The following is an 11225-nucleotide window of genomic DNA, read 5'->3' on the forward strand; positions in this document are numbered from 1 at the left end:
CGCTGCTCGGCCACGGCCCGGAAGGCCCGCGCCACTGCCACCATGTCGAGATTCTGCGGCGACAGGCGGAAATGCCGGATGCCGGCCGCCAGCAGGCCGGGGATTTCGCCGATCAGGTTCAGGCAGGTCTGCGACAGGGTCTGGGTGCCGTTGATCGCCAGGAAGGCCTCGCCGTCCAGGGTATGCACGGTGCGGCCGTCCGGGTCCGCCCCGCAGGCATAGCGGCAGGAATCCTTGTGCAGGCCATGGGCGCGGGCATGGAAGCAGCGCGCCGAGATGGCCAGCGGCATACGGCCGAAGACCAGCACCTCCAGCGGCACGGTCGCAGCCTTGGCTAGCGCTGCGATGGCTGTGCCGGGCAGTTCGGGCGGCAGGCAGACCCGTACCGCGCCCTGCCGGGCCAGATAGGCCAAAGTGCCCTCGTTATAGACATTCACGAAGGGTCCGATCACATGCGGCCGTCCGGCCAGCCGGCGCACCGCGCCCAGATCGTTGGCTTCGACCATGAAGTCTGTTTCTTCGGCGCCTTCGATCTGCGCCGCCGTCATCTTCGTCTCGCGTTCGCTCATCACTAGCGCGCGCGAGGCCAGCACCACCTGCTTGCCGCCACGCTGCAGCCGCTCGATCAGCTCGGGCAGCAAAGGGTCGAAAAACGGCGCGCGCTTCGAGCAGATGATCTCGCCCAGATGCACGATGTCGATCTCGGCTTCGTCGGCGATGCGGGCATAGAAATCCGTCATCTGCTCGGCCGGCCAGTGGAACAGCACCGGGCCGAGGACGAGTTTCGCTGCAATGTCGCCTGTCATCGCCAGCCCTTCCGGTAGGCGCCCGAGGTATCCTGCTGGCCCTCGGCCAGCTGGCGCAACGCCGCCACCGCGCTGCTCGGGGTTTCATCGCGCGCCAGTCCATCCACCAGCGCACGGAACTGGCGCACCACTTCGGCCACATAGGCCCGCCCGCGCTGCCGCCCCTCGATCTTCAGGGCCTTCACGCCGGCAGCCTGCAGGTCGCGCAGGATCTCGCCGGTGCTTAAACTTGTTGGTTCCTCGAACAGATAATCGGCATAGCTGCCCACGCTGAAGCGGCCCTTGCACAGGGTCGGATAGCCGGCCTTCTCTGTCTTGTCGAACACGTTGATGGTCGAGCCGCCCAGGCTGGAGACCAGCACTTGGCCGCGCTGCTCATAACGGACATGGCTGGCCGGCGAACACACGCCCTGCCGGTTGGGCGACTGGCCGGTAACATAGGACGACAGCGAGCAGCGGCCTTCCGCCATCGGACACATGCCGCCGAAGGCGAAGACTTCCGTCTCGACCGGAATCTGTCTGGTCAGCTGCGCGATCTCCGCCACCGTCAGCACGCGCGGCAGCACCACGCGCCGCACGCCGAACGCCTCGTGATAAAAGCGGATCGCATCGGCATGCGAGGCGGCCGCCTGCACCGACAGATGCAGGCGCAGGTTCGGGTGCCTCTGGGCGGCGTAATCCAGCAGGCCGATGTCGGCGATGATCACCGCATCGGCCTTCAGGGCCGCCGCATCGTCGATGGCGCTGTGCCAGGCAGCCTGGCTGCCAGCATTGGCATAGGTGTTGATGGCGACGAATACCTCGCGGCCGCGCTGCTGGGCGTAACCGATGCCGTCGCGCAGTTCCGGCCGGCTGAAATTCAGGCCGGGAAAATTGCGTGCGTTGGTTTCGTCGCGGAAGCCGACATAGACCACGTCGGCGCCGGCATCGACGGCATCGCGCAAAGCGGCCGGCGTACCGGCCGGGCAGACGAGTTCAAGCGGCGCCATGCTCATGCCGCGTGGCTCCCGCCAAGGCCGAACTGGGTGCCAAACCGCCTGTGCAGGCGTGTGGCCAGGCTGGCCGCGCTGCGCCCGATGCGCTCGGCCGGTATGGCAAACGGCCCCAGGACCGACGTCGCATCGGCGATCAGGTCGATGCCGGCATCATCCACCGCGTTGCGCAGGGCCACCACCACCGCCATGTCGCCCTCCACGACCAGGTCGCGCGAGAAGAACAGGGCATCACCGTCAATGCGGCCTTCCAGCAGCGCAAACAGCGTGACGATGTCGGCGTGGATAATGGCGCGCGGCGCTTTCACCCCGGCTGAATCCATTCTGGCCGGATCGACCAGTTGCAGGCGCGGCGCCAGCGGAGGCGCCTGCAGGGTGATCAAAAAGGCGGTCGGCAGGTCCTGCGGCACCACCAGGCAGGTGGCGCCGGCAAAATCGGCCAACCGCTCCAGCATGGCGCCATGGCGGCGTACCAGCAGGGCGGCAAGCGAACTGAGCAGGGTTTCGGCCAGGTGGCGGTTGCCGGGCAGCAGCAGGAAACGGCGCAGCGGCGTCTGGACAGGTATCACGGCAATCGCTCCGGCACGGGACAAAAAGGACTGTCCGCGTGGTAGGAGCGTGGGGGCGATCCGTCTTTGACGTGGGTCAAAGAGGAAGGCCAAGGAGGAGGGGCGAAAGCCCCCCTCCTTGATTTTGGGCAAAATGACGGTCGCGACTCGCGATCAGGCCACCAGCATGCGGTTGGTGGCCGAGGTCACCGCCTTGAGCGAAGCGGCGACGATGTTGCGGTCGCGGCCGACGCCAAACAGGGTGGTGCCATCGGCCCGCTTCACTTCCACATAGGCCACCGCTTCCGACGAGGCGCCGCCATTGGTGGCCGACGGCGCGATGGCATGCTCACGGTAGTCCACCAGGTTGATGGCCACGCCGGCATGGCGGCCCAGCGCGTCGATATAGGCATCGATCGGGCCGGTGCCCTGGCCCTGCAATTCGATGGCCTTGCCGCCGTCGCTGATGCTGGCGGTCAGGCTGCGCTGCTCGCTCTTGTGTGGGTCGGGCAGGGTGCGATGGCCGGTAAACTGGAAGCGGCCCGCCGGCTGACTGAGGTATTCGCTCTCGAAGGTGTCCCAGATCAGCTGCGGGCTGATCTCCTTGCCGGTGCCGTCGGCGATCTTCTGGATCACCTGGCTGAACTCGATCTGCAGGCGGCGCGGCAGCTCGAGGCCATAATCCTGCTCCAGCACATAGGAGATGCCGCCCTTGCCCGACTGGCTGTTGATGCGGATCACCGGCTCGTAGGCGCGGCCCACATCGGCCGGGTCGATCGGCAGGTAGGGCACTTCCCAGATGCCGTCATTGCGCTGCGCCTGGGCCGCGATGCCCTTCTTGATCGCATCCTGGTGCGAGCCGGAAAACGCCGTGAAGGCCAGTTCGCCCACGTATGGATGGCGTGGATGCACTGGCAGCTGGTTGCAGTATTCCGCCGTGCGGGCCACCGACGTGATGTCGGTGAAGTCCAGCTCGGGGTCGACGCCCTGGCTGAACAGGTTCATCGCCAGCGTCACCACGTCCACGTTGCCGGTGCGCTCGCCATTGCCGAACAGCGTGCCTTCCACGCGGTCGGCACCGGCCATCACGCCCAGCTCGGCCGCCGCCACGCCGGTGCCGCGGTCGTTATGCGGATGCAGGCTTAAGGTGATGCAGTCGCGGTTCTTCACCTTGCGCAGGAAATACTCGATCTGGTCGGCATAGATGTTGGGCGTGCTCATCTCCACCGTGGCCGGCAGGTTGAGGATGATCTTTTTCTGCGGCGTGGGTTTGATCACGTCCATCACCGCCTCGCAGATCTCAATGGCGTAATCCACCTCGGTGCCGGTGAAGCTTTCCGGCGAATACTGGAACACCCAGTCGGTTTCGGGCGCGGCCTCAGCCAGCTCCTTCACCAGCTTTGCCGCGTCGACGGCGATCCTGGTAATGCCGGCCTGGTCGAGGCCGAACACCACCCGGCGCTGCAGGGTGGAGGTCGAGTTGTAGAAATGCACGATGGCGCGGTGCACGCCCTTCAGGGCTTCGAAGGTGCGGGTGATCAGTTCCGGCCGCGCCTGGGTCAGCACCTGGATGGTGACGTCGGCGGGGATCGCCTTCTCCTCGATGATCTGGCGCACGAAGGCGAAGTCGGTATCCGACGCGGCCGGAAAACCGACCTCGATCTCCTTGAAGCCGAGCTGCACCAGGGTGTCGAACATGCGGCGCTTGCGTTCGGGCCCCATCGGCTCGATCAGGGCCTGGTTGCCGTCGCGCAGGTCGACGCTGCACCAGGTCGGTGCCCTGGTGATGGTGCGGTTCGGCCAGGTCCGGTCGGGCAGAGGCACCGGCTGGAACGGTCGGTATTTATGGAAATTCATCTTGTTCATGGTCTTCGCTCCTGAGGCGAAAGGAAATTGCGTTCGACGATATGTGGGACGGGGCCGTCACACGGCCGCTGACAGAGGCCCGCTGTTCAGCGGCCGCTGGTAAGTCGAAGCGTCAGGAGCGCAGGCAGCCGGAAGGTGGCGGCAGGGCGCTGAAAACCAATGATTCTGCGGATGAACTGGATGGACATGACAACCGACCGGCTGGTTCGACAACACACACGCTTAGCGACGCCCCGACCCTGCTTACAGGATCGGGCAGCTAAGAAGGAGGGTGTGTAGCCGGCGGGTTTTGTTCATATCCCCAACAAATTGCCAGTCTGCCGCCCTGGCGTCAAGCCGGGCGTTGCCGGGGGACCGGCGCGCGGTTAATGTCCCCGCGTTTCAGGGACTTGCTCTCTGAACCCACGGTCTAGGAAGAGGGGCATGAACAAGGTTTATTCGAATGCCAAGGCGGCGCTGGAAGGCATCGTCCGCGACAACATGATGGTGATGTGCGGCGGCTTCGGCCTCTGCGGCCTGCCGGAACGGCTGATCGACGCGCTGATGGACAGCGGCGTGAAGGGCCTGACCTGCGTGTCGAACAACGCCGGCGTTGACGGCGCCGGCCTGGGCAAGCTGCTCGCCACCCGCCAGGTCAAGAAGATGATCTCGTCCTATGTCGGCGAGAACAAGATCTTCGCCCAGCAGTATCTGGCTGGCGAACTGGAACTCGAATTCAATCCGCAGGGCACCATGGCCGAGCGCATCCGCGCCGGCGGCGCCGGCATTCCCGCCTTCTTCACCAAGACCGGCGTCGGCACCCTGATCGCCGAAGGCAAGGAAGAGCGCATCTTCAACGGCGAGCGCTACATCATGGAGACCGGCCTGGTCGCCGATGTCTCGCTGGTCAAGGCCTGGAAGGGCGATACCGCCGGCAACCTCGTCTATCGCAAGACCGCGCGCAACTTCAATCCGGCGATGGCCACGGCGGGCAGGGTCACGGTGGCGGAAGTCGAGGAACTGGTCGAGCCTGGCCAGCTCGATCCCGACAACATCCACACGCCGGGCATCTACGTGCAGCGCATCATCTGCGGCGCGCCGTATAACAAAGTCATCGAAAACCGCACCGTGCGCAAGCGCGCCTGAGCCAGAAGGAGACAGAACAACATGGCTTGGACCCGCGATGAAATGGCTGCCCGCGCAGCGAAAGAGCTGAAGGACGGCTTCTACGTCAATCTCGGCATCGGCATTCCCACGCTGGTGTCGAACTTCATCCCCGACGGCGTCGACGTCGTGCTGCAGTCGGAGAACGGCATGCTCGGCATGGGCCCGTTCCCCTACGAGGGCGAGGAAGATCCCGACCTCATCAATGCCGGCAAGCAGACCATCACCGAGCTGCCGCATTCCAGCTTCTTCGGTTCGGACCAGTCGTTCGCGATGATCCGCGGCGGTCATATCGATCTGTCCATCCTCGGCGCCATGCAGGTGGCCGAGAATGGCGATCTGGCCAACTGGATGATCCCGGGCAAGATGGTCAAGGGCATGGGCGGCGCCATGGACCTGGTCGCCGGCGTGAAGCGCGTCGTCGTCGTCATGGAGCACACTTCAAAGGACGGCGAGAAGAAGCTGCTCAAGCGCTGCAACCTGCCGCTCACCGGCGCCGGCGTGGTCGATATGGTGATCACCGACATGGCCGTCTTCTCGATCGACAAGAAGAAGGGCGGCATGGTGCTGCTCGAACGCGCCCCCGGCGTGTCGCTCGCCGATATCGAGCGCACCACCGAGGCGCTGTACACGGTGGCCGACTCGGCCAAGTAAGCGGTTTGCCCTAAAAACACGGCCCCGGCAGGCGACTGCCGGGGCCTTTTTTATGCCCGGCCTCGACCTAGATTGTCGGCATGCTGGAGCGAATGGAGGAAATCATGCTGCATCGCCGCCATCTGATTGCCGCCGGATTTGCCGTGGCCGGCCTGATGCTATCCGGGGTCACCTGGGCCCATCACGGCTGGGGCTCCTACGATTCCACGAAAACGCTCACGCTGGACGGCGTGGTCGAAAAGATCGACCCCGACAATCCCCATGGCGAGCTGATGCTGAAGGCCGATGGCAAGGTCTGGCAGGTCATCCTCTCGCCGCCTTCGCGCATGGCCAATCGCGGCAAGGCGATTGGTGAGATCAAGGTGGGCGACCGGGTGGTGGCGGTGGGTTATGCCAGCAAGGCGCATGCGAACGAGATGCGGGCCGAACGCATCACCCATAACGGCGTCACGGTCGAACTGCGCTGATCCGCATGGAACATGCCGGCATGGAGGCGCATCCCTGGCTGGTCGCGCTGGAACAGTCGGGGCTGGGCGTGGCGATGCGGCAGTCGCTGCTGCTGTATCCCGCCGTCGAAATCCTGCACATCCTCGGCTTCGTGCTGCTGGTCGGCAGCATCGTTGGCTTCGACCTGCGTCTGCTGGGGCTCGCCGCGCGGCTGCCCATCGAGCCCTTCGCCCGCCATGCCGTGCCGCTGGCCATGCTGGGGTTCTGTATTGCCGCGCCGATGGGGTTCCTGCTGTTCGCCACCGAGGCCACCAGCATTGCCGCCAACACCGCCTTCCGGTTCAAGCTCGTTTGCATCGCCATCGGCCTTTTGAACGTGGCGTGGTTCCATCTCGGGCCGTGGCGCGGCCTGCTGCAGCGGGGCGAAACGTCCCTGGCGGCGAAGCTGGGCGCGGCGGTGTCGCTGCTGGCCTGGATCGGCGCCATCATCGGCGGTCGCCTGATCGCCTATCTCTAGGGGCGGAACCGCACGGCAATCCGCGCGTTCCTATCTCCGACCGGATATCAGACAGAGGGTTGTTCCGGCGTGCCGTCCTTCGATGGCGCGCAGGTCCCCGCTGCGTCCGGCAGCCCCTGGCTTGCAAGGAGAAAAAACATGATCGCGCGTCGTTCCTTCATGGGCCTTGTCGCCGCCGCCATCGCGGTGTCTTCGGTCGCGGCCTGCGCCTCGCGCAGTTACGCCGTCTCCGGCACCGTGTCCTATCGCGAGCGCCTGATCCTGCCGGCCGATTCACAGATCGTGGTGCGGCTGGAGGATATTTCCCGCGGACCGGCCTATCCGCAGGTGGTCACCGAACAGCGCATCACGCCCAACAGCGCGGGGACGACCACCTTCTCGCTGCCCTACGGCCATAACGATATCAATCCCAATGCCACCTATGTGGTGAATGCCTGGGTCGAGCAGGGCGGCCGCGTGCTGTTCCGCAATGCCAAGGTCTACCAGGTGCTGACCAAGACGGCGCCGAGCAGCAACATCCATGTCGAGCTGGAGCAGGTGGCGGCCATGGTGGTGCCCGCGCCGGCACCGGCCACCACCGTGACGCCCAGCAGCGGCACGGTGATCGTGCAGCCGGCCCCCCAAGGCAGTGTCCCGGGCAGCACGTATGTGGTGCAGCCTGCGCCCGCGACCGCGCCGCCGGGCAGCGTGATCCTCAATCCGGCGCGCTGAATTCTGTCATGGTGCGAAAGCGGCCTGTCCCGAAAGGGGCCGGCCGTTTCATGTCACGGCGTCGACATGCTGGGCGATGTGGAAGGCCTGCAGCCGCGCGTAATCCGCCGGCGCCACGTCGCCATAGGCGAAATGCGGCTGCAATGGGCGGCCTGTTTTCACGGCGGTTTCGAAAGCGGCAATGGACTCGCGGATCGCCGCAAAGGCAGCCGGCAGATCGCCCTCGGCGGCAATCTCCGGTGCGCCGGGGATCGGATCGGCCAGGTCGTGATACATGCGGCCCTGCCACAGGAAGGCCTGCGCCGCCGCGGGGCCGATGCTGGCCCGGAACCAGTCGGGCTTCAGCGCGGGAAAGCCGGCCAAGCCGTAATCCAGGCTCTGCCGGCAATGCACCAGCATCTGATGGACGCTGATCGGGCCGGCCTGGCGCGCGCCGCCAGTCTGCAATCGGTCGAGCGCCGCCTGCGCCTCGGCCAGCGAGGCGAACCGGCTGGCGGTTTTGCCGTCGCAGGCAGGCAGCGACAGCAGCGGCGCGGCGCAGGCGGCGGAGAGGAACAGGCGTCGGGTGATCATGGGCTCGCGGGTCATCTCAAGGGCAGGGGATATCGCGGAAAGCATATACCCGATCGTCGGCCGGCTGGAAATCCGCCCGGCCCTGCGGACGTTCGCCGCCCTTCACCGCCCATTCCGGCGAGATCGTCGTCTGGTAGATCAGGCAGACCATGCGGCCGCGCTGTTCGCTGCGATGGATTTCCGCTTTCGCCACCCAGCGGCCATTCTCTGACAGCAGCCGCGTCTCGCCGTTTTCCACGGCCACCCGCCAGCGCAGCGGCGCGCCGTCGCGCACAGGCAGCGTCACCGGGCCGGGCCGCGGCGGCAGGGTCAGATCCCCGGCCAGCTCATGGCCGCCGGCCAGCACGGTGCCGGCCGCGAAAAACAGCGGCGGCGCGGGATCTGTCTGGGCGGATGCCGCAGGGCTGCTGGCAGCAAGCAGCAGGATGAGAAACAGGGCGCGCATGGCGCCAGCCTAGCATGGCCTTACGGCTGGCGCCGCAGGCTCTCCAGCCGTTCGCGCGCCTTGTCGCGATGGCGCTCGGTGATGCTGGTCTCCACCGCGCGGATCGCCGCCAGCACCACCGCCAGGTCGTCGCTGTAACCCATGGCGCCGAAGATGTCGGGGATCAGGTCCAGCGGCACGATGAAATAGCCCAGCGCGCCGAGCAGGATCGCCTTGGCGCCCAGGGGCGTTTTCGGGTCGATGGCGGCGTAGAAGGCGGCCAGGAAGGTTTCGGCGCCGGGCAGATGGCCCAGCACGGCTTTCAGCTTGCGCCAGAAACGTTTGGCCAGGCGCGGCTGTTCCAGGCGCAGCCGGGCGGGATCGGCCGGCAGCTGGTAGGCGGGCGGGTTCGGGTCGGTGATCACACACCAGATATGGGAGGGCGCCGGCCCTGCCGCAAGGGCAGGGTGTAGGCCCCAAAGTCTCGTCAGGACCCGGCCGATCTGCTAGAAACCCGGCCACTTCGTTATAGAGGCAAACGATCAGGAGGAAAGAACCATGCAGTTGCAGGGCGTAGGCGCGATTGTCACCGGCGGCGCATCCGGTCTGGGCGCGGCCACCGCGCGCGAGCTGGCCAAGGCCGGCGCCAAGGTCGCCATCTTCGATATGAATGCCGAAATCGGCGAGCAGACCGCCAAGGATGTTGGCGGCGTGTTCGTGAAATGCGACGTGGCCGACGGTCCGGGCGGCGAGGCTGCCGTGAAGGAGGCGATCGCCAAGGTCGGCCCAGTGCGCGTGCTGGTCAACTGCGCCGGCGTCGGCACGCCGATGAAGGCGGTGGGCAAGGACGGCCCGGTCGCGCTGGAGAAGTTCGTCAAGGTGGTGCAGATCAACCTGGTCGGCACCTTCAACATGATCCGCCTGGTCGCGCATCACATGCAGCAGCAGCCGGAAATGGCCGACAAGGAACGCGGCTGCATCATCAACACCGCCTCGGTGGCGGCCTTCGACGGCCAGATCGGCCAGCCCGCCTATGGCGCCTCCAAGGCCGGTGTGCACGGCATGACCCTGCCGCTGGCGCGTGAGTTCGCCCAGCACGGCATTCGCGTCTGCACCATCGCGCCGGGCCTGTTCGGCACGCCGATGATGTTCGCCCTGCCGCCCGAGGCGCAGGAAAGCCTGGGCAAGTCGGTGCCGTATCCGTCGCGCCTCGGTCGCCCGGAGGAATATGCCGCCCTGGCGCGTCATATCTGCGAGAACGTGATGCTGAACGGCGAGACCATCCGCCTCGACGGCGCCCTGCGGATGGCCCCGCGGTAAATAGAGAACTCGTGGATGGCCGGGCCCAGGAAATCTTCTTGGCCCGGCCATGACAAATAGAATTGTCAGATTAATAAACGTCATGCCCGGGCTTGGCCCGGGCATCCACGTTTTCAGGCCGCCGGTTGACCGGCGGCCTTTTCTTTACCCTTCGGAGGGGGCCGGGAGCCTTGCCGGCCTGCGCGATTCCCGCTACCCCTTGGGCCGCCCTTTTCCCACCCCAAGACACGGACATTTCCGGAGGATTTCCCTATGGCGCGCAAGAAAATCGCCCTCATCGGCGGCGGCAATATCGGCGGCACGCTGGCCCTGCTGGCCGGCATGAAGGAACTCGGCGATATCACCATCTTCGACGTGGTCGAAGGCCTGCCGCAGGGCAAGGCGCTCGACATGGCCCAGGCCGGCGCGGTGGAAGGCTTCGACGCCAAGCTGCGCGGCACCCAGGATTACAAGGACATCGCCGGTTCGGATGTCATCATCGTCACCGCCGGCGTGGCGCGTAAGCCGGGCATGAGCCGCGACGACCTGCTGGGCATCAACATCAAGGTCATGCAGGCGGTTGGCGCCGGCATCAAGGCCCATGCGCCGAACGCCTTCGTCATCTGCATCACCAACCCGCTGGACGCCATGGTGTGGGTGCTGCGCGAGGTCTGCGGCCTGCCGCATAACAAGGTGATCGGCATGGCCGGCGTGCTCGACAGCGCCCGCTTCCGCCACTTCCTGGCCGAGGAATTCAACGTCTCGGTCAACGACGTGAACGCCTTCGTGCTGGGCGGCCATGGCGACACCATGGTGCCGCTGATCCGCTATTCCACCGTGGCCGGCATCCCGGTGCCCGACCTGATCAAGATGGGCTGGTCGACCCAGGAGAAGATCGACAAGATCATCCAGCGCACCCGCGATGGCGGCGCCGAGATCGTCGCCCTGCTCAAGACCGGCTCGGCCTTCTACGCCCCGGCTTCGTCGGCCATTGAGATGGCCGAGAGCTACCTGAAGGACAAGCGCCGCGTGCTGCCCTGCGCCGCCTGGCTGGATGGCGGCAAGTATGGCCAGAGCGGCATGTATGTCGGCGTGCCGGTGGTGATCGGCGCCAATGGCGTGGAGAAGATCGTCGAGATCCAGCTCAATGCCGACGAGCAGAAGATGTTCGAGCATTCGGCCAATGCCGTGAAGGGCCTGGTCGATGCCTGCAAGCAGATCGATCCGAGCCTGGGCAAGTAAGGC

General features: G+C 66.0%; 14 protein-coding genes. 7 read left to right on the top strand and 7 right to left on the bottom strand.

From position 1 onward, the window contains the following. The 4 genes from Q1J79_RS05930 to leuA form a co-directional block, all read right to left on the bottom strand. On the bottom strand, positions 1–806 hold an 806-nt coding region (locus Q1J79_RS05930; protein ID WP_300297833.1), incomplete at its 3' end, for a U32 family peptidase. Continuing rightward, positions 803–1795, bottom strand: a complete 993-nt coding sequence (locus Q1J79_RS05935) for a peptidase U32 family protein (protein WP_300297870.1) — start codon at positions 1793–1795, stop codon at positions 803–805. The genes Q1J79_RS05935 and Q1J79_RS05930, both read right to left, overlap by 4 nt. A gap of 2 nt (positions 1796–1797) precedes the next feature. Beyond that, a complete protein-coding gene (locus Q1J79_RS05940) occupies positions 1798–2367 on the bottom strand; it encodes an SCP2 sterol-binding domain-containing protein (RefSeq protein ID WP_300297835.1) in 570 nt (189 codons plus the stop codon). A gap of 153 nt (positions 2368–2520) precedes the next feature. After that, positions 2521–4212, bottom strand: coding sequence for a 2-isopropylmalate synthase (gene leuA / locus Q1J79_RS05945; protein ID WP_300297838.1), 1692 nt, complete (start codon positions 4210–4212; stop codon positions 2521–2523). A gap of 423 nt (positions 4213–4635) precedes the next feature. Between leuA and Q1J79_RS05950 the strand changes: the two genes are divergently transcribed. The 5 genes from Q1J79_RS05950 to Q1J79_RS05970 all read left to right on the top strand — a co-directional run bounded on the left by Q1J79_RS05950 (position 4636) and on the right by Q1J79_RS05970 (position 7684). After that, positions 4636–5337, top strand: coding sequence for a CoA transferase subunit A (locus Q1J79_RS05950; protein ID WP_300297841.1), 702 nt, complete (start codon positions 4636–4638; stop codon positions 5335–5337). Between the two features lie 21 nt (positions 5338–5358). After that, complete coding sequence (locus Q1J79_RS05955) at positions 5359–6009, top strand: 3-oxoacid CoA-transferase subunit B (RefSeq protein WP_300297844.1); 651 nt, start codon at positions 5359–5361, stop codon at positions 6007–6009. A gap of 80 nt (positions 6010–6089) precedes the next feature. After that, positions 6090–6476 (top strand): DUF6152 family protein, encoded by a 387-nt coding sequence (locus Q1J79_RS05960; protein ID WP_300297847.1) that lies wholly within the window; start codon positions 6090–6092, stop codon positions 6474–6476. Between the two features lie 5 nt (positions 6477–6481). Then, on the top strand, positions 6482–6973 hold the full coding sequence (locus tag Q1J79_RS05965; RefSeq protein WP_300297850.1) for a hypothetical protein: 492 nt from the start codon (positions 6482–6484) through the stop codon (positions 6971–6973). Positions 6974–7111: 138 nt separating this feature from the next. Continuing rightward, the gene (locus Q1J79_RS05970) at positions 7112–7684 is read left to right on the top strand and encodes a YbaY family lipoprotein (RefSeq protein ID WP_300297853.1); all 573 of its coding nucleotides are present in this window, start codon (positions 7112–7114) and stop codon (positions 7682–7684) included. A 48-nt stretch (positions 7685–7732) separates the two neighbouring features. Here Q1J79_RS05970 and Q1J79_RS05975 read toward each other — a convergent pair whose 3' ends face one another. The 3 genes from Q1J79_RS05975 to Q1J79_RS05985 are packed head-to-tail and all read right to left on the bottom strand — an operon-like array spanning position 7733 to position 9106. Beyond that, entirely contained in the window at positions 7733–8257 is a 525-nt protein-coding gene (locus Q1J79_RS05975; RefSeq protein ID WP_300297855.1) for a DUF1569 domain-containing protein, read from the bottom strand. A 16-nt stretch (positions 8258–8273) separates the two neighbouring features. Then, complete coding sequence (locus tag Q1J79_RS05980) at positions 8274–8702, bottom strand: hypothetical protein (RefSeq protein ID WP_300297858.1); 429 nt, start codon at positions 8700–8702, stop codon at positions 8274–8276. A gap of 20 nt (positions 8703–8722) precedes the next feature. Further along, a complete protein-coding gene (locus Q1J79_RS05985; RefSeq protein WP_300297861.1) occupies positions 8723–9106 on the bottom strand; it encodes a YkvA family protein in 384 nt (127 codons plus the stop codon). Positions 9107–9239: 133 nt separating this feature from the next. Between Q1J79_RS05985 and Q1J79_RS05990 the strand changes: the two genes are divergently transcribed. Together Q1J79_RS05990 and mdh are read left to right on the top strand one after the other, a co-directional pair. Beyond that, positions 9240–10001: a 3-hydroxyacyl-CoA dehydrogenase gene (locus tag Q1J79_RS05990; RefSeq protein ID WP_300297864.1), complete on the top strand. Its 762-nt coding sequence runs from the start codon at positions 9240–9242 to the stop codon at positions 9999–10001. 252 nt (positions 10002–10253) lie between these two features. Continuing rightward, positions 10254–11222 carry a malate dehydrogenase gene (mdh, locus tag Q1J79_RS05995; RefSeq protein WP_300297867.1) on the top strand — a complete coding sequence of 323 codons (969 nt, stop codon included), beginning with the start codon at positions 10254–10256 and terminating at the stop codon, positions 11220–11222. Positions 11223–11225: the final 3 nt, after the last annotated feature.

Origin of the sequence: Ferrovibrio sp. (genome assembly GCF_029255545.1) — a bacterium.
Lineage (GTDB): Bacteria > Pseudomonadota > Alphaproteobacteria > Ferrovibrionales > Ferrovibrionaceae > Ferrovibrio.